17 protein-coding genes are annotated in these 17,075 nt (G+C 52.8%); 10 read left to right on the top strand and 7 right to left on the bottom strand.

The features are described from left to right. Nucleotides 1–20 precede the first annotated feature (20 nt). The 4 genes from HMPREF0577_RS02660 to HMPREF0577_RS02645 form a co-directional block, all read right to left on the bottom strand. Complete coding sequence (locus tag HMPREF0577_RS02660; RefSeq protein WP_004012111.1) at nucleotides 21–875, bottom strand: carbohydrate ABC transporter permease; 855 nt, start codon at nucleotides 873–875, stop codon at nucleotides 21–23. Next, entirely contained in the window at nucleotides 872–1,780 is a 909-nt protein-coding gene (locus tag HMPREF0577_RS02655; RefSeq protein WP_004016606.1) for a carbohydrate ABC transporter permease, read from the bottom strand. The genes HMPREF0577_RS02660 and HMPREF0577_RS02655 overlap by 4 nt, the downstream gene beginning before the upstream one ends. A gap of 2 nt (nucleotides 1,781–1,782) precedes the next feature. Then, entirely contained in the window at nucleotides 1,783–3,072 is a 1,290-nt protein-coding gene (locus HMPREF0577_RS02650; protein ID WP_004012109.1) for an ABC transporter substrate-binding protein, read from the bottom strand. Between the two features lie 377 nt (nucleotides 3,073–3,449). After that, a complete protein-coding gene (locus tag HMPREF0577_RS02645; RefSeq protein ID WP_248613643.1) occupies nucleotides 3,450–4,631 on the bottom strand; it encodes an AAA family ATPase in 1,182 nt (393 codons plus the stop codon). A 625-nt stretch (nucleotides 4,632–5,256) separates the two neighbouring features. Between HMPREF0577_RS02645 and HMPREF0577_RS02640 the strand changes: the two genes are divergently transcribed. The 6 genes from HMPREF0577_RS02640 (at nucleotide 5,257) to HMPREF0577_RS02615 (ending at nucleotide 12,312) form a co-directional block, all read left to right on the top strand. Continuing rightward, complete coding sequence (locus tag HMPREF0577_RS02640; RefSeq protein ID WP_004012106.1) at nucleotides 5,257–5,829, top strand: TetR/AcrR family transcriptional regulator; 573 nt, start codon at nucleotides 5,257–5,259, stop codon at nucleotides 5,827–5,829. Nucleotides 5,830–5,917: 88 nt separating this feature from the next. Further along, nucleotides 5,918–7,657, top strand: coding sequence for an ABC transporter ATP-binding protein (locus tag HMPREF0577_RS02635; RefSeq protein WP_004012105.1), 1,740 nt, complete (start codon nucleotides 5,918–5,920; stop codon nucleotides 7,655–7,657). Then, nucleotides 7,654–9,411 (top strand): ABC transporter ATP-binding protein, encoded by a 1,758-nt coding sequence (locus tag HMPREF0577_RS02630; RefSeq protein WP_004012104.1) that lies wholly within the window; start codon nucleotides 7,654–7,656, stop codon nucleotides 9,409–9,411. Before HMPREF0577_RS02635 ends, HMPREF0577_RS02630 begins: the two co-directional genes overlap by 4 nt. Then, nucleotides 9,408–10,931 (top strand): ABC transporter ATP-binding protein, encoded by a 1,524-nt coding sequence (locus HMPREF0577_RS02625; protein ID WP_004012103.1) that lies wholly within the window; start codon nucleotides 9,408–9,410, stop codon nucleotides 10,929–10,931. The genes HMPREF0577_RS02630 and HMPREF0577_RS02625 overlap by 4 nt, the downstream gene beginning before the upstream one ends. After that, entirely contained in the window at nucleotides 10,928–11,617 is a 690-nt protein-coding gene (locus HMPREF0577_RS02620) for an energy-coupling factor transporter transmembrane component T family protein (RefSeq protein WP_004012102.1), read from the top strand. Before HMPREF0577_RS02625 ends, HMPREF0577_RS02620 begins: the two co-directional genes overlap by 4 nt. Before the next feature lie 47 nt (nucleotides 11,618–11,664). Beyond that, the gene (locus HMPREF0577_RS02615) at nucleotides 11,665–12,312 is read left to right on the top strand and encodes an MptD family putative ECF transporter S component (protein WP_004012101.1); all 648 of its coding nucleotides are present in this window, start codon (nucleotides 11,665–11,667) and stop codon (nucleotides 12,310–12,312) included. Between the two features lie 13 nt (nucleotides 12,313–12,325). On the opposite strand, the gene HMPREF0577_RS02610 is transcribed toward HMPREF0577_RS02615, so the two are convergent. The 3 genes from HMPREF0577_RS02610 to HMPREF0577_RS02600 form a co-directional block, all read right to left on the bottom strand. Beyond that, the gene (locus HMPREF0577_RS02610; RefSeq protein WP_248613642.1) at nucleotides 12,326–12,727 is read right to left on the bottom strand and encodes a type II toxin-antitoxin system VapC family toxin; all 402 of its coding nucleotides are present in this window, start codon (nucleotides 12,725–12,727) and stop codon (nucleotides 12,326–12,328) included. Further along, the gene (locus tag HMPREF0577_RS02605; protein ID WP_248613641.1) at nucleotides 12,708–12,932 is read right to left on the bottom strand and encodes a hypothetical protein; all 225 of its coding nucleotides are present in this window, start codon (nucleotides 12,930–12,932) and stop codon (nucleotides 12,708–12,710) included. Before HMPREF0577_RS02605 ends, HMPREF0577_RS02610 begins: the two co-directional genes overlap by 20 nt. Before the next feature lie 262 nt (nucleotides 12,933–13,194). Then, nucleotides 13,195–14,634 carry a cell wall-binding repeat-containing protein gene (locus HMPREF0577_RS02600; RefSeq protein ID WP_004012098.1) on the bottom strand — a complete coding sequence of 480 codons (1,440 nt, stop codon included), beginning with the start codon at nucleotides 14,632–14,634 and terminating at the stop codon, nucleotides 13,195–13,197. Between the two features lie 224 nt (nucleotides 14,635–14,858). On the opposite strand from HMPREF0577_RS02600, the gene HMPREF0577_RS02595 reads away from it, so the two are divergent. The 4 genes from HMPREF0577_RS02595 to HMPREF0577_RS02580 all read left to right on the top strand — a co-directional run bounded on the left by HMPREF0577_RS02595 (nucleotide 14,859) and on the right by HMPREF0577_RS02580 (nucleotide 16,875). Next, nucleotides 14,859–15,119: a ribbon-helix-helix protein gene (locus HMPREF0577_RS02595; RefSeq protein WP_004012097.1), complete on the top strand. Its 261-nt coding sequence runs from the start codon at nucleotides 14,859–14,861 to the stop codon at nucleotides 15,117–15,119. A gap of 41 nt (nucleotides 15,120–15,160) precedes the next feature. Next, complete coding sequence (locus HMPREF0577_RS02590; protein ID WP_081443316.1) at nucleotides 15,161–15,451, top strand: type II toxin-antitoxin system PemK/MazF family toxin; 291 nt, start codon at nucleotides 15,161–15,163, stop codon at nucleotides 15,449–15,451. An 873-nt stretch (nucleotides 15,452–16,324) separates the two neighbouring features. Beyond that, nucleotides 16,325–16,597 (top strand): type II toxin-antitoxin system RelB/DinJ family antitoxin, encoded by a 273-nt coding sequence (locus tag HMPREF0577_RS02585; protein WP_004012094.1) that lies wholly within the window; start codon nucleotides 16,325–16,327, stop codon nucleotides 16,595–16,597. After that, a complete protein-coding gene (locus HMPREF0577_RS02580; RefSeq protein ID WP_004012093.1) occupies nucleotides 16,594–16,875 on the top strand; it encodes a type II toxin-antitoxin system YafQ family toxin in 282 nt (93 codons plus the stop codon). Before HMPREF0577_RS02585 ends, HMPREF0577_RS02580 begins: the two co-directional genes overlap by 4 nt. The last annotated feature ends 200 nt before the right edge of the window (nucleotides 16,876–17,075 follow it).

Here is a 17,075-nt window from a genome sequence, read left to right as displayed (position 1 = left end):
TTTTAGTCTTTTCGACGGTTTTAGTCTTTTAGCCCCGTAGCGGCGATGCCACGCTCCAGGGCTTTTTGGAAGAATATGAAGACGATGACGCTGGGTAGCGTGGCGGTTAGGGTTCCGGCCATCAGGTAGTTCCACGAGGTGCCATATCTGCCGACGAAGCCGTTGAGCCCGATTTGGATAGTGCGCATGTCTTCCGCATTGGTTACTAGCAGGGGCCAGAGAAAATCATTCCAGGCAAATAGGAAAGAAAATATGGCTAAAGTCGCCAGGGCTGGTTTCGCTAGCGGCATCAGTATGCGGTAGTAGATTTGCCACGAGGAACATCCGTCAATCCGGGCGGCCTCGTCGAGTTCCATCGGAATGGTCGAAAAATACTGTCGCAACAGGATAATCCCGAACACATCCGCCAGGCGCGGGACGATTAAGGCCGCAAAGGTGTCTATCCACCCCAGTTTAGCCACGATAGCGTAGGCCGGGATGATGGTTACAAAACTTGGCACCATCAGCGCTGCCAACAGGACGATGAATATGACTTTCTTGCCGGGGAATTTCAACCTGGCAAAAGCGAATGCAGCCAATGAGTCGAACACCAGGTGCCCCACCACGATTCCCGCCGCCATCAGCATCGAGTTGAGATAGTAGCGGGCAAAAGGCGCGTTTTGCCAGGCCTGCAGGTAGTTTTCCCAATGCCAGGAAGTCGGGATTATCGACTGGGCGGTATAGGTTTCGGCCTTGCTCTGCAAAGAAGTGGTAATCATCCACAAAAACGGCACCAAAATCGTGAATGACCCAAGAATCAGTACCGCGTGCCTCACCAAATTTGTCGGGTGGCGGTGGGGGTTTTCATGAGGTGTAATCTCGGTTTTCTGGCTCATTTTTCCTCCGTTCCGCTAAACTTCCACTGCACCAGCGTCACTACCAGCACCAGCACCAAGGTCACCAGGGAAATCGCGGTGCCGTAACCGAAATTTCCCAGCCGGAAGGCTTGACGGTACATCATCATGCCCAGCACATCCGTACCACCGCGCGGCCCGCCTTCGGTAAAGACATACACCAGGTCGAAGGCTTGGAAACTGTTGATTAGTGCTTGCACTACTACAAAGAATGTCATCGGGCGCAACAGGGGTACTGTCATGAAGCGAATCTGTTGTAACTTGTTGGCACCGTCTATCTCGGCGGCCTCGAAGACTGAGCGCGGCAGACCCTGCAGGGCGGTCAGATACAGCACAATGTTGAATCCCAAATTCTTCCACACGGTCAGCAAGGTCAGTGCCGCCAGGGCTATCCAGCGGTTTTGTAGCCAATCTGGGCCGGTTATTCCCAAGTGTCCCAGCCAGTTATTGACCAGGCCCGAATCATCCAACATGTATTTCCATACAATCGACACCGCAACCGAGGAAGTCACCACCGGCAGGAAATAAATCGTGCGATATAGGCCGCGTCCCCTAATGGGCGCGTCCAAAAGAATGGCGAAAACTAAACCGGTGAGGACAGAAAGCACCGACACGCCGGCGGCATAGATAACGGTAACTGTGAGGGAGTTCCAAAACTCTGGATTTTTAGCCAGGTTCAAATAGTTATCTAAGCCCACAAAAGGCATTTCGGGGTTGAACCCATCCCAACTGGTCAGGCTCATATAAGCCGCCGCCACGATGGGATAGAACACGAAGATTCCCAAAATCACCAATGCTGGAATCAGCATCGCATACGCGGTGATGACTTGTTCTTTGCCGCTGGCGCTGCTCATGTGCCGGCGTGCCGGTGCTTGCTGCCTAGTCATTGTTACTTTTTACCTTTGGCAATAACATCATTGACGGCTTTTTCGGCATTGGTAAGCGCTTCCTCAACGCTTAGGTCACCGGCAAAAGCCTTTTCCATTTCTTTGGCAAAGGCCATCGAAATCTGGGGGTACAGCGGGGTGTTAGGACGCGCCTTGGCGTACTTCATCTGTTCAACAAAGGGCATGAGGCGCTTTTCGTTTTTCTCCACCCAAGACCGGTATTCCTCGCCACTAGCAATCGAATTACGTACGGGAATGAACCCCGTCTTTTCGTTCCAATCAATCATTTGCGCATCATCAAGGAACCAAGACAGGAACTTGCCCGCTGCCGCCACTTTCTTGGCATCGTTATCGAAAATCATGGCCTGTTCCCCACCCAGGTTAGTAACTTGTTTACCGCCCTCGGGAACCGGCAGTTGGGCTACGTCAAAATCAAACGGCGGGTCGGCTGCCCAGATTCCTACCATCCAGGAGCCTTCTTGGGCGGAGCCGCCCTGTCCTTTTTCAAACTTGCCCCAAGAAGCATAGGGGCTAATACCAGCCTTAATCAGGTCAACCCAGAACTGGGCGGCTTTCTTGCCTTCCGGGGTGTTAAACGCCGCTTTGGAATTGTCTGCCGTCAGGAATTCTCCCCCGGCCTGCCACAGGTTCACCTGGAAGTTCCAGGTGAGTCCTTCGCCGTTGTCCCCAGCCTCGGTCAACAGGTCGTATCCGGGTTTCCCGGTTTTGTCCAGAATCTGCTTGCCCATGGTCTTTAGTTCTTCCCAGGTTTTCGGCGGCTGGTTCGGATCCAGACCCGCGTCCTTGAACAGGGTTTTGTTGTACATATAGGCCAGGTTGTTGCCGGAAACCGGCACCGAAACCTGCTTGCCGTCAATAGACCCGAAACTGGTTAAAGCCGGGTTGATATCAGCCAGTAACTTTGAGTCAAGCACTTTGGAGATATCCGCTGACTTGCCCATCTGGGCAATCTGGGGCACCCAGATTAAATCCCCAATAGAAATATCTGGCAAGCTGTTTGACGAAGCCGAAGCCCGCAACTTGGTCAGATAATCCGCATTGGGCACCGAGGTGGTAGTCACCTTGATGTCTTTGTGCTCAGAGTTGAATTTGTCCACCATCGCATCGAAGGTATCCGCGTTGGTGCCATCCCAATAGTGCCACACGCTAACTTCGGTTACCCCGCTAGCCCCAGCAGCGTTCTTAGCAGCGGGGGAAGCACCGCTGCCCCCGCAAGAACACAACGCTAATGCCGTGGCTACCATGCTGATACAAGCAATTGCCTTTTTCATTGTTCCTCTTTTCCTGTAGTTCCAGTAGTTTTGTGTTGATTAAAGCCCCAGCAGTCCTCTACTTGACCGCGTTTTCCGTGATATCCGTAGGTTTCTCTGTTTGAACTTATCCATCCCTTCATTGCAATGAATTCCTTGCATCACCTCTGGTAAAACGATTTACCAGTGCTGTCAAGAACTAATAGTAAATCGTTTTACCAAGCGTGTCAAGTGCCTATTCACCCATCCAAGATTTAGGGAAAATGCCGCCAAAAAACCCGGTTCACACCGCGAAATCCCGGGAAGCTACTGCGGACGCTTACGCCGGGCATACCCGGGCTGGCACCTCATGAAACCGAGCGAACCAGACGGGACACGCCAAGCGAAACCAAAAGAAACTAGGCAGAAGCACCACGCGGCTCGCGGAAAGTATGAATCTCGCCCGCCCCAGTCGCACCGTCAATGGCGTAAACCGAGAGCCAGCCGTCGCGCTCCACCCCGGATTCCAGATTTATCACCCCGGGATGCACGAAGTTCTCTTTGGCTTCATTGCGGTGCCCATGTAGTTGCACGATTTCAGAATCCCCCAGCTCGGGAAAATTCTTGAACTCGCGCCGACACCGATAGGTATTTCCCCGGGTTCCCACCCCGAAAATAAAATAGTCATCAGGCAAATCACAGCGCCCCGTAGCGCGAATCTGGCGAATGGTCGCGGGCAGCACCCCACCGTGGGATACAAAAAATTCCCGCCCGCCAGTGCGGAAATCATAGAACGGCACCGTGGAACGATACCAATCCCCCAGCTCAGTCTTAGTGGCTCCCACTGCCAGCAACTGTTGCAAAGTCGTCTTGGTAGCAGGCTTGACTTCCCTTCCTTTAACCGCATTTAACAAGGCTCTTTCGTGATTTCCAACCACCACTGCCGAATCCAAACCTTGCAGCAGCTGCCACACCTTGCCCGCATTCGGGCCACGGTCAAATAAGTCCCCCACGAACACCCATTTGGTGTCCGGCGTGCCCAGCTCCGCCACGGCCTGCCCCAGCGCTTCGCCGCAGGACTGGACATCACCAACCACCACCACAGGACGATTCCCCAGGTCAAGCTGACGGGTCTGGAAACAATCCAGCATCTGTTGCGGGGTGATGGTTTGCGGGGGTATCAACGCCGCAAACCGGTCAAGGAAACTCTCGATGTCAGCCACCTTGTCCCCGCCACGTGCCTGGTTGCGGGCAATCAGTTCCGCGCGCGGCACCGCCGTAAAATCCACGGTCAACACGTCGTAGCCGTAGGAATCGGCCAAACTGTGCCACTGGGCACGGGCACGTTGCGAGGCATTGACCGCGTCGATAATCACGGGCGACCCCAAAAACATCAGGCTTTCGGCTTGTTCCTGGACGATACGCCGCACTAGACGTTGCAGGTGCTCGCCGACGGCCAGCACTTTCTGGCCGTCGGTGGCCGGAACATACCGGGAAAACGCGAGGCGGATGGCATCGGCGTTAACCGTGCAGTCTTCCAAATGGTTTTCACGCACAAAAGTAGTTTTCCCCGCGCCTTGCGGGCCGTACAGTATGAACATTTTGCGCATTATATCGCCACTTTCGTGTGTTTCGCCCGACGCTCTCGGGTGCGGCGCGGCGGTATCATGCGGTGGCGCGTGGGTCTCGCGGGTTCCGTTAGGTTCCCGTGGGGCTCGGTAAGTCCCTTGGGGTTCCTGCGGGTGCATGAGGTGCCAACCACAAAACCAGCGTAAGTTGCAACAATACCCTGGCCTACAACAGGTCTATTCTACAAAAATCGAGATTTTTGTAAAAAATCGGCGCAGAAATCCTTCTCACCAGGCTTCGCGCACAATTTGACCTGCGACTGGATGAGCCCAACGCCACCACGGCAGCGGCCATAGCGGAGGGTCGCGCGATGCTAGACAACCCCAACGCGCCAAGGTATTCCAGCATGGACGCACTATGGGCAGCACTAGAAGCATGAAATACGAAGTCCAGTTCACAACCGAGAAAACCACCACAGCAGACAACATATCAACCGCCCGCGCGTTATAAATACCCTGTTAAACCCAGGATTGCCCCTGCACCACCGCCCCCGTTCGACAAACACTTTCAGCTCGGGATGCACCGTTAGCTTGACAGGACAGGTAAGGTGACCCATACTTTAATACTGAACATTGATTCAGGATTGAGGAGGTGACGATGCCGCAGGTACTGAAGGAGGAAGTGCGCGAAAGTCTCGTTGCAGCCGCTTCCCAGATTTTTATGGAACGCGGGTTTAGCGGGGCACGACTGACTGATATTGCAGATACCGCCGGCGTATCCACCGGACTGGTGTATTCCTATTTTAAAAACAAAGAGGAGCTGTTTCAGGCGGTGATTGCGCCTCTGCCACCTGATTTCGAGGCCATAGCGCAAGCAGAAGAAGCCCTAGAAACGGGCTCACCACTCGAAAAATACCAAACCGCTGCGGCCGAGTACATAGAGAATATCTTGAAGTATCACCGCGAATTCGTGATTTTGATGGATAAAAGCCACGGCACTCCTTATGCGGACACGAAAAGCCGGATGGTGCAATCAGTACAAGCGCATATTGAACGCGAGCTGACCAGAAATAAGAAGAAATCTTACCCCAAAGTTTTGCCACATATATTGGCCAGTAATTTCGTGTCTGGACTGCTGGAAGTTGCCCGCCACTATGAAAATATCACTCAGGCTCAAGAGCTACTGTCGCTGATTATCAGTTGCTATTACGAAGGGGTGAACTCACTTTGAAAGCTTCGCGAGCCAGGAGCGTCTTTATTTTTATTCTGAAAACTGAATCATGGTTCACTATTCATGCATGTTACGACCGGAGATGCCCATGACTTCGCCAAGAAAACTTCCCCGCACGGTGGGCGCGTCTTGCTACCTTGCCAGCGCGATGACGTGCCTCAGCAACCTCTTGGGATTGGTAACACCAATTGCAGTGGTTCATCTGGTCAGCCAAGCGTGGCACGGACGACTTTACCCCGCCGAGGTGTGGGTGGCCACTGGCACCCTATTGGCTGTTTTATTCATGCAAACAGGTGCTTCCTTCGTGTCCACCTGGCAGTCACACCGCGCGGCTTACCGCACTTTAACTGATTTACGTCAAGCTATTTTGACACACCTCAAGTGCTTGCCCCTGGGGTTCTTCCAAACCCGAAAAGTTGGAGATTTAGTCACGGTCATGAAAAACGATGTGGAACAAGTCGAGGTTTACCTAGCTCACGGACGTCCCGAGGCTGTTTCCGCCGTGGTGATTCCTCTAAGCACAACTATCGCCATGTTGATACTGGATTGGAGACTGGCACTCGCCATGGTATGGGGAATCCCCCTGATGCTTGCAATCAAGCGACTCTCGGCACCCAAATGGGAGAAAGGCTTCGAGATTGTGGCCGGTTATAACACTGCGATGCAAGAGCGGCTGACGGAGTATGTGGCCACTATCCCCGTAATCAAGGCTTTTTCCAAAAGCGAGGACAAAACCGCAGCCGTACTTGCTACGGCCAAAGATTACGTGAAATGGGTTACCAAGTCCATGAACACCATCTCGGTGCCGATGGGATTGATTAGTCTGTGCATGGAAATTGGGATGGTTTCTGTCGTAATAACCGGCACTTGGCTGCTGCAATCACGTCAAATCGGCGTGGAAATATTGATTGTGGCCATTATCTTGGCCGCAGCCTTTAGCGCCTCGATGGCTAAAATCGCGACACTGCAGCACTATCGCGTGATGTTTAGCCAGGCCATGAAGGGAATTACCCCGATATTAGACGTGCCACTCATGAAGCGGAGCCAAAACAACACACCCAGCGAGCCCGGTGAGCTAATGGTGGAAAAAGTCAGTTTTTCTTATCCCGGGGCGGACTCCCCCGCCGTGCATGACATTAATATAAAGTTTGCGCCAAACTCGACTACCGCCCTGGTGGGAGCTTCGGGTTGCGGGAAAAGTACGCTAGCGCACCTGATGATGGGTTTTTGGGAACCTGACACGGGAACGATCTCTGTGAGTGGGGTCAAATCGAGCGATGTGAATCCAGATGATTGGTCACAGCTTTTCGCTATTGTCCAACAAGACATATTTCTGTTCAATCTTTCCCTGGAAGAAAACCTGCGTATCGGCAACCAAGACGCAACCTTCGCGCAGGTGGTACAGGCCGCGAAACGCGCGCGGATTCACGATTTCATCGAGAGCCTTCCCCAAGGATATGCGACTTTAGCTGGCGAGGCCGGCAGCCGTTTTTCCGGTGGGGAAAAGCAACGCCTCTCCATCGCACGTGCTATATTGAAAAATTGTCCTTTCGTGATTTTAGACGAGGCTACTTCTGCACTCGATGCCGAAAACGAGGCGTTAGTACAAGCCGCCATCACGGAGTTGGCTCAGGACAAGACAATTATCACTATTGAGCATCACCTTAGCAGCGTCGTTACCGCCGACCAGATAGTGGTTATGGCATCCGGGCAGGTAATGGACACCGGCAGCCACGAGGTGCTGTTGGCACGTTGTGATTTATATCGCCAGATGGTCGCCAGCCAGCAGCTGGTAGATACCTGGGACATCATGAGGTGCCATCAATGATTAAGCAAATTTTTCACATCCTCAGCCCGGACGGCAGAAAACAGATTATCTTTAGTATTATCGGCTTCGTTAGCTATGCCCTGTGCAGTGTGGCTATTGTGTTGATTTCCCTGGTCGCCATCAAATCTGGACTGGAAAGGACTTTGAATCTGGCGGCGCTTGCCGGAGTTTTAGCTGGAGTTCTGGCAGTTAAAACTATGGCTGGAATTCTGGCTGATAAGCAAAAACACCGCGCCGGTTTTGACCTCACGTTTCAAATTCGCTGCCGGATTGTCACCAAACTCAAAACACTTTCTTTGGGGTATTACACCAAAAGTCGATTGGGTGAAATCAGCGAGATTATTCATAAAGATGTCGACAATATGGAGTTGATAGTCGGACACCTGTGGACGCGAATGACAGCCGATATGACGGTTTCAGCTTTGTTGATTCTTGGTTTGGCTGGCCTGGACTGGCGTTTAACACTGTTTATGATTGCGACATTACCGGCGGCGGTAGCCTGGCTGGCCGTAGGTTTGCGCCGAGCAACGCGCTTAGAATCCCAGGTGGGCGATGCCGGGGCACAACTCGCGAGCCTATTTGTAGAATATGTGCGAGGAATACCACTGTTGAAAGCATTTTCCAGATGCCATAGTCTAGATATCCTACTTTCGGACGCTATTGAAGATTTCGGGTCGGCCAGCACCCAAGCGGCACGTAACCGCGCTTTTGTTTTGTCTATCTATAACTTAGTGGTAAACTTATCATTTTTATTTGCTGTCACCAGCGGATTGTGGTTGACAATGCATCATAATCTCGATATTTTCCGTTTTCTGGTTTTCATAGTGCTGGCTCCCGAGCTATATAAACCTTTCTTTGCTTTGGAAGAACACTGGATGAACTATCTTAAAGCCAAGGATTCCTTTACCAGAATTCTGAAAGTTACCCAGGCCACAGCGGTAATAGAACCAACATCTCCAGTGGCACCTCTTGAATACGGAATAGAATTTAGGCAGGTCGCCTTTTCCTATGAACCAGGACGACCGACACTTGAAAACGTGAGTTTCACGGTTCCACCAGGAACCTTGTGCGCCTTGGTCGGGGAAACAGGTGCCGGCAAAACCACTGTAGCCAACCTGTTGCTGCGATTTTGGGATGTTGATACCGGAGTAATCACTATCGGTGGTAAAGACATCCGCAATATTCCCTATGACGAGATGCTGGCACATATCAGTATCGTTATGCAAAACGTACAGCTTTTCGCAGACACCGTAGCGGGAAATATTCGTATCGGGAAATCCGGGGCAAGTGATGAGGAAATCGTAAAAGCCGCCAAGGCGGCACGGATTCACGATTTCATCATGAGCCTACCGGCCGGCTATGACACAATGCTCGGCGAAAATGGGACAGGGCTTTCAGGCGGACAACGCCAACGCCTGTCCGTAGCCAGAGCATTTTTGAAAGATGCCCCTATCGTGGTGCTTGATGAGCCCACCGCAAATGTAGATCCCCTCAATGAGGCACTGATGCAAGAGGCTATTTCTGCCCTGGCGCAAGACCGCACAGTAATGGTAATTGCCCATCATCTGTCTACTGTGCGTTCGGCGAATCAGATTTTGGTGTTTCATGAGGGGCATATCGTGCAACAAGGCACTCATGAGGAATTATTGCGAGACAAAAACGGACGCTACCGAAAAATGTGGAACCAAAACCAGGCAGCCACTGGTGTGACTGTCACCACGCCAATGCCGACCCCGCAAGAAAGGACGCTATGAATCAGATGCCAGCCATTGCATGCACCAAGCTAGATTTTCGTTACGCGGGCGCGAATACAAATGCCATCGAGGGTGTGAACCTTGAAATCAAAGCCGGAGAATTCGTAGTTCTCTCCGGCCCCAGCGGCTCGGGAAAAACCACCTTGGCGCGTTGTCTCAACGGATTAGCGCCACATTTTTGGGAAGGGCAACTTGGCGGAGAGATTCGCTTGATGGGCGAAAACATCGACGGCAAACAAATTGGGGAAATCGGAGGGATTTTGTCCACTGTGTTTCAAGACCCACGTTCACAATTCTTTATGACCAATACCGACAACGAAATTGCTTTCGGCTGTGTCAACAGAGGCTGGAATCGAAAAGAAACTTTGCAGCGGATAAAAGCTGCCTACACGGCGCTGTCCATGACGGAACTGCAAAACCGCAGCCTGTTTGAGCTTTCCAGCGGGCAACTGCAAAAAATCGCTATCGGGTCGGTCTTTGCCATCAACCCAGACATCTATCTCTTTGATGAGCCCTCGGCTAATTTGGATTTCCAAGCTACCCAGAAATTGGCGGGATTGCTGTGCGGCCTTAAGGAATGTGGCAAAACCGTGATTGTTATTGAACATCGCCTGTTTTATCTGGCTGGTTTACTTGACCGTCTTGTCGTGTTCAAGGACGGGTGTATTTGTGCCGATTATCCGCGTAACCGGGTTATTGGTCTTACCGAGGCTGAACTGCGTGACTTGGGATTGCGTGCCTTGCATTTGCATCAGTTACCAAGCCAGGTCAAGGCTAGAGTCTTGCCGGAACCGAATACGACCCGACACACCCTAGAATTGCGCAACCTGGGATTTTATTACCGGTCACGACTCCGGCATCATTGCCATCAGGTTTTCCAGATTGCTTCAATAAACGCCACGGCTCACAGCGGTGAAGTGGTGGCCGTGGTGGGGGAAAACGGGGTGGGAAAAACCACCTTGGCGCGAATCCTTTGCGGACTAAACAAGGAAAGCACGGGGGAAATCTGGCTAGATGGCATCCTGCTGAGTCCTCGACAGCGTCTGGGTACAATTCGGCTGGTAGCGCAAGACTCGGATTACCAATTATTTTCTGACTCAGTGGCCTCCGAGTTTTCTCTGGAACGCAAATGTCCCGAGCAAGCACCTCATGACCTCTGGAAGCAACTGGGGCTATCCGATTTCGTGTCACATCACCCCCAAGCCCTCTCACGGGGACAAAAGCAGCGTGTCACCATCGCTTGCGCCCTCGCCAGTGCGGCACCCGTAATCTGCTTTGACGAACCCACCAGCGGATTGGACAGGGACAATATGAGCCTCGTGGCGGGGCTGATTACTGAAATTGCCCGCCAAGGACGGGTGATAATCCTGATTTCCCATGACCTTGAATTCCTGGCGCTGTGCGCCACCAGAATCTGGTTCATGAAGGACGGACAACTGGTTGATGATTGTTCCTTCGACACCCACACGGCGGCACGGCTCTTAGGTGCCGCTAGGAACAAAACTGAGGTGGAAGCATGACCAAGAATATTGACCCACGCACGGTTATTATCATCGCCGGTATTCTGGGCAGCATCGCGTTCCTAGCCAATAAGCCCCTTTGCGCGCATGTGATTTTTGGTTTCGCCACGCTGTTGGCGCTGAGCTGTGGATCCTGGCGTATCGCATTGGCTAGTGCGGGGTTTTACCTGTTGGCGCAGCTTCTTTCAGAGGCAGCCTGGGTTTTGGGCGGGTCGGCCTCGGTGGCTTTTGTCATGCTCGCTTATATGACTCAAAAACTGCTGGTTTTGGTGCTTGTCGGCACGTTTATGTCCCGAACCACCACTTTGGAAGGCATCGGAGCCGCTTTGGCGCGAATGAAAACCCCGCATGTCATTACTGTGCCGTTAATGGTCATGTTTCGGTTCCTGCCCACTATTCGCAGCGATATTCACGCGCTGATGGACAGTCTCAAAACGCGCGGCATTATTCGGACACCACTGCATTTTCTGGTTCATCCGTTTCAGTGGATTGAAATCGTGGCGGTTCCACTGTTGATGCGCGCGACCAGAATTTCTGACGAACTGGCAGCGGCGGGGCTCACTCGAGGATTGGGGATGGTAAAGAATCCCGTCAGTATTTATCCTCTCGGGTTCACCGTCACAGACCTGGCTCTGGCGACTGCAATGATGGCACTGATAGTCGCCACGATATGGCTGCAAATTTGAGTCTTCTAAACAAGAAAATCCGTTAACAGAAATAAAGGAGTAAAAACATGAAAGACACGCTGCATAATCCCCAGAAGCTGGTCACCGTAGGTATAAGAGATTTAGTTACTATTGGGATTTTCGCCGCTATCTCTTTACTGATGTTCATCTTCATAGGCGGGATTGCCGGAATGACAGTTTTCGGAACCATCGCGAATATCCCCATCGTCTGTCTTTTCACCGCTGTCCCCTATCTGCTGTTGGCAGCCAAGGTAAAGAAAGTGGGTGTATTCTTCCTGATGGGAACCCTGAATGTAGTGCCAGGGTTAATGGTCGGAAATTTAATCGGGGTCGGTCTGTGTGTTTTGGGTTGGGTTATCGCCGAAATAATAGCCAGTGCCGGAAGATACGGCAGCCAGAAATTTCTGGTAACCGCCTACGTGACAGGTTGCACCATCCAATCCGCCGGTTTCACGTTCCCCATGTATTTTTCCAGTGTGCAATACCTTAGCTCACGCCAAAAGATGCTGCATCTTAGCGACGAGATGCTGTCCTATTATTTGAGCCTGTTCTCCTGGCCACTTTACGGGACTATGGTGGCACTAACCACCTTCACCGCGTTTATCGGCTCCGTTTTCGCCTTGAGGCTGCTGAAAAAGCACTTCGTTAAGGCCGGCCTGATAGACGTGCCCGATGCCGCCAGTGTTCAGAACTAATTCAGCCTAGATGTTAGAACTGGGGAACTTCCAGACCCGCAACCTGGGCGGCAACGGCGAGTTCCTGGTCGAAAACCAGCATGGCATCGCAGTTTAACCTTACTGCCGCCGCCAGATGCAGCGCTTCGGCTCCGCGCAACCGCCACTCGGAATGCGCAGCCTGCAAGTAATCGCTTTCCGCCACGGGACAAACCACAAAATTAGCCAGGGTATCTCTAGCCGCCTTATCCCAGCTATCTTCGGGGCGCAAGCGCCGCTTCAAAACACAATAGAACTCGGTAAATGTCAGCCTGCTGATGACAAGCTCATCGCCCCGAGACACGCAATCATCCAAAAACTGTTTATATGCCTGGGTTTCCCGCTCTTGAAAAAATCCTTTGAGCAAAGCCGACGTATCAAGATAATACGTCTTCAAGGCGCCCCCTTTCATCAGCAATCATTTTCTGGACACTCACATCGCTTTTGAAAGTAGGAATATCGGCGAACTTTACGCGCCGCTGCTTTTGGTCACTATCCTCGATAGCCCGCACTGCCGCCTGCTGCTTAGACGTACCCCAGGCACGCGCCAGCCGCGTCAACGCAGCATCCTGCTCCGAGGTCAGCCGCAATGTCATACTCATAACATCATGATACCGCGCGCCAGCAAATGATGCCACGATTCCCGGGAGGCACCTCATGCCCCCGAGGCACTACTGGCAACCTTCGACCAAGGCATCGCCGCCCTGCGCTCGGAAGCAACCTTCCTGATCCGCTAGGCTTTGAGTCGTTCCCTCTCGACCTTACCACTTTGCAATACCACCCGGCAACCTCCAGCAATTTCAAGTAAAAATCGCAGTTGGACTGGGGCAAGCTCCCAGTCCAACCAAGCTAGGCTAGCGTTTGCTAGCCACAAAAGATGTAGTTGGCAAAACTACCACCATCTGTGCGGAATGCCACACCGATACCTACAGTCTTCAGCCGTTTATCATAGAGACGCTTTGGGGAAATACGTTTCATTATTTCCTTAACGTGACCAACACCATTCTTACCCGGATTCTCGTCACCAGACCAGGTCATCTCCCATCCAGTAAGCGAGGGGCATTTAGGAGGTCTAATCGCGTCGAAAGCCTTTTCCTGTTCAGGGGTCAGCTTCGCCTCATTCCGTTTTGCCATATCGGCAGAGATATCTCGGGCAAAGGCATCTAACTGTGAATCCCGGGTAAGCTCACCTGCCAGTCCCATAACACGCAGTTCATTAATTCCCTGCAGAATAGTTGCTTCCTCTTGGCCTGCTGAACCCAAATCGCTGGGCTGCGGCTGCTGCTTAGGCTGCGGTTTAGGTTGAGCCGGTTGTGTTGGCTGAGCGGGTTGCGCGGGCTGCGGGATTACTCCAGTGGCGGCGGCCCGAACTGTACGATCGGGCATAACACCGGTACCACCGATAACAATCAGCTTCGCGGCGCCTAGGGTGTCGGCCTTGGCCTTCACACCCTCACCATTAGCAGGCGAAAGCAGGATGATGCCGTCTTTAGCGGCACCCGCCACCATCGCATCCTTGAGCGCGGTACCCGAAGCCAGGTACACATTCGAGCCCGACTTTTGGGCTTTAGCATACTGGGCAATAGCAAACGCGGTCTCATAACGGTTCGCCCCCGCCAAACGTGCCGTGGCCTTACCAGCAGCAGCACTGTTGACCACCGCATCCGAGACGACTCCGGTACCGCCCAAAGCCGTAACCTTCTCAGCCTTCAACTCAGAGACAATCCCCGCCAGGGCATTAGCCGACACATCATTAGTAAAAGTCACAATCGGACCGTCCCTAAGCACGCTAGCCGCGACCGCGTCAGGAGAACCCGAACCCACATTCTTGGTCACATACACATTCTTCGGGGTGCCGTTCACTTTGACCCATTGCTTGGCAATCTCCGCAGCGGTGGCGTTACGGTCTGCGCCTTTCAAGCGGATTACTTCGGCACCCGTGGCTTTCGCCTGGTCTTCTATCCCCTGAGGCACCGCGCCCGTACCACCGAGCAGGACTATCTTGCCGGGCTTAACCCCACCAAGATTCAGGCTCTTCCCATCCGTCAAAACCACCGGGCCATCCCCAATAGTCGCCGCCGGCAGCGCATCTACCGGGTTACGGTTGCTCGCCACATACACAACCTTCCAATCCGCGCCCCAAGTGTGCTTCGCCACAGCTATTGAGGTCTCCACCCCGGACGAACCCGCGAGCCTCTCAAAAGACAGGTCACCAGCCACCGCCGGAACCGCGCCCACGCCCGCTATCAGCGCCGCCGAGCCAACCCCGGCAACCAAGCCAGCTATCGCACGCCTACGTGCCATCAAATTCCTCCTTAATTATCACGGAATCCAACCAGCCCCTCATGAAACCAAGAGCACCCGACCAGAAACCAACAAACTTAGCAACTACACTAACACCCACCCGATTTTTCCGCAGCCAAACAGAGAAAAAACTCAAAAAACGTCCAAAACCCCGGCTGGCACCTCATGCACCCGGCCAGCACATCAGGCACGCGGCACGAAAAGGAACCCGGTATACTGTAAGCATGACTAGCATAACTGCGGCTCCGGCAACCCGACCACCGTGCACCGCCATCAAGGTGCCAGTGGAGCTGCGCGACCGGCTCAAGCGAAGCGCTGCTGAACACGGTCAAACTATGGCCGAGCTGATTGACACTTTACTGCGCGAATCCGCACGCTACGCCCGGATGGAGTCCCTGCGTCAAGCCATCGCGCAAACCCCGGCATCAGTTATGGCGCAATACACCCGCAAACGCGACGAATGGCTGGATGCCCACCTTGACTAGCGAAACCAAGATTCAGCAAGGCGACATCTGGTGGGCTTATCTTGACCCCCACCAAAGGGCGTGAACAAAACGGACGGCGGCCAGTATTGGTGATATCCGCCGCGCAATACCACGATATTATAGACGCTTTGGCTATAGTGGTGCCGATTTCTACAACCGACCGAGGCTGGCCAAATCATATCCGCCTAACAGACTTGGCGCGTTCCTCTTGGGCGATGACCGAACAACCTCGCACTATCGCCCAGCAGCGGTTAAAAGCACGCATCGGCACCGCAACCCCTGAGGAACTCGCCCAGGTTCTCTCTTGGGTTATCGACTTTATCAGCTTGTAGTGCGAATGCGACGTTTCCCCGACTTCACCCGACCACAAACGGCGCAGCAGTCGCTCTGATTCCTCTAGAGCCGCCACCGGAACCCCAGTTTCTAGACGTTTTTCGATAACAACACAATCTTCAAAACACAAATGCCTGTAAACTTGGCCCACGGGAGCGGCGTACCTTTCATACGGTTACGGTTTTCTCTTTACATCCCAGCCCTAAAGGATGTCGCACTCCCATTTTGCACGCGGGCGGGATGAAACGCAGGAACCCAGATTTAGCGTTATAATGGAGGCAATAGTTCAGCCCGCCTCGGCCACTTCCGCTGAGTGTGGGCTAATCCTCGTGAAACCGCCGAAAACCGGAACTGCTTTCAAAATCGCAATCTGGTTTATATTTTGAAAGTATAACCCAGACCACTTCATTCACCGCTGCCACACGCCGCCTGCGCGGTTGCGGCTTCGCCACTCAAGGAGTTCCGCCTAAAACGGCAAATCATTGCCACTTTATAACGGCTTCACCAGCGGCTGCGCCGATATACGGCTAACGCCGCGCGGCGCAGTACCTCGATATCAAGCATTCTCAATAAGGGGATTATGTATCCATACCCCAGAAAAGCCCCTCATCCCCGGCCTGGCAGAAATAAGTGAAAAATGCGGTTTTTCAGGGAATTTTTCCCGCAAAAACGAAATACTCACTCATTTCTGCCACTATCCCGGCTGGCACCTCATGCCCCCGAAAGGAGAGGCAGACCGGACGTAACCCGAGTAACAGACCGAACTAGTCAGACCACACTCGGGGAATGACAACTCTTAGTATGGCTAAAATAAAGCTGTTGTGTTGATAACAACCGAGGATTCACATATTATTTGAGGCAAAGGAGAGCAAATGGTTTCCACGAATTTAAACATCAGGACGGATAAAGCCGTAAAAACGCAGGCGGAAGCGATTTTCAACGAGCTCGGCTTGAACATGACCACGGCGGTGAACCTGTTTTTGCGCACTACTATCAGGGAAAACGGGATTCCCTTTAGCCTGCAACTAGAGCACCCCAATGCGACCACAGCAGCAGCTATAGCAGAGGGTCGCGCAATGCTAAACGACCCTGATACGCCAAAGTATTCCAGCATGGAGGCACTGCGGGCGGCACTCGAAGTATGAAATACGACATCCAGTTCACCACCCAGTTCAAAAAAGACCTGAAACTGGCAAAGAAACAACACCGGAACCTCGAAGAAGTCTTCGCGGTCATCAACCGCCTGGCCAACGGAGAGACACTGGAAGCTAAGTACCAAGACCACGAACTCAGCGGGAAATATAAAGGCACCCGGGAATGCCACATCGAACCAGACTGGTTATTAGTCTACGAGATTCACCGTAACACGCTGGTCTTGATGGTCTACCGGGTCGGAACACACTCGGAACTATTCAAGGCATAACCTGGAGGCTTTCGCCCGATTCGCTAAATGTCCATGGACACATAAACACTTTGCTAAAACCGGGCTGATAGACATGCCTCACGCCACAGAAACTAATCTCGCCTAGCTGACAGAGTAATACCCAAATCCGCGCCAGCCACCTCATGAACCGCGACCGAAAGCGACAGCGTTTCGGCGGCAATCAACGACTCGTGACGCTT

This window comes from Mobiluncus mulieris ATCC 35243 (assembly GCF_000160615.1).
GTDB lineage: Bacteria > Actinomycetota > Actinomycetes > Actinomycetales > Actinomycetaceae > Mobiluncus > Mobiluncus mulieris.
The sequence above is the reverse complement of the archived record's forward strand: the minus strand, read 5'-3'. Positions and strand labels throughout refer to the sequence as shown.

What these genes read in the sequence shown, in the direction of transcription:
- HMPREF0577_RS02660 (WP_004012111.1), bottom strand. Translation starts at nt 875, where the DNA reads ATGAGCCAGAAAACCGAGATTACACCTCATGAAAACCCCCACCGCCAC.
- HMPREF0577_RS02655 (WP_004016606.1), bottom strand. Translation starts at nt 1,780, where the DNA reads ATGACTAGGCAGCAAGCACCGGCACGCCGGCACATGAGCAGCGCCAGC.
- HMPREF0577_RS02650 (WP_004012109.1), bottom strand. Translation starts at nt 3,072, where the DNA reads ATGAAAAAGGCAATTGCTTGTATCAGCATGGTAGCCACGGCATTAGCG.
- HMPREF0577_RS02645 (WP_248613643.1), bottom strand. Translation starts at nt 4,631, where the DNA reads ATGTTCATACTGTACGGCCCGCAAGGCGCGGGGAAAACTACTTTTGTG.
- HMPREF0577_RS02640 (WP_004012106.1), top strand. Translation starts at nt 5,257, where the DNA reads ATGCCGCAGGTACTGAAGGAGGAAGTGCGCGAAAGTCTCGTTGCAGCC.
- HMPREF0577_RS02635 (WP_004012105.1), top strand. Translation starts at nt 5,918, where the DNA reads ATGACTTCGCCAAGAAAACTTCCCCGCACGGTGGGCGCGTCTTGCTAC.
- HMPREF0577_RS02630 (WP_004012104.1), top strand. Translation starts at nt 7,654, where the DNA reads ATGATTAAGCAAATTTTTCACATCCTCAGCCCGGACGGCAGAAAACAG.
- HMPREF0577_RS02625 (WP_004012103.1), top strand. Translation starts at nt 9,408, where the DNA reads ATGAATCAGATGCCAGCCATTGCATGCACCAAGCTAGATTTTCGTTAC.
- HMPREF0577_RS02620 (WP_004012102.1), top strand. Translation starts at nt 10,928, where the DNA reads ATGACCAAGAATATTGACCCACGCACGGTTATTATCATCGCCGGTATT.
- HMPREF0577_RS02615 (WP_004012101.1), top strand. Translation starts at nt 11,665, where the DNA reads ATGAAAGACACGCTGCATAATCCCCAGAAGCTGGTCACCGTAGGTATA.
- HMPREF0577_RS02605 (WP_248613641.1), bottom strand. Translation starts at nt 12,932, where the DNA reads ATGAGTATGACATTGCGGCTGACCTCGGAGCAGGATGCTGCGTTGACG.
- HMPREF0577_RS02600 (WP_004012098.1), bottom strand. Translation starts at nt 14,634, where the DNA reads ATGGCACGTAGGCGTGCGATAGCTGGCTTGGTTGCCGGGGTTGGCTCG.
- HMPREF0577_RS02595 (WP_004012097.1), top strand. Translation starts at nt 14,859, where the DNA reads ATGACTAGCATAACTGCGGCTCCGGCAACCCGACCACCGTGCACCGCC.
- HMPREF0577_RS02585 (WP_004012094.1), top strand. Translation starts at nt 16,325, where the DNA reads ATGGTTTCCACGAATTTAAACATCAGGACGGATAAAGCCGTAAAAACG.
- HMPREF0577_RS02580 (WP_004012093.1), top strand. Translation starts at nt 16,594, where the DNA reads ATGAAATACGACATCCAGTTCACCACCCAGTTCAAAAAAGACCTGAAA.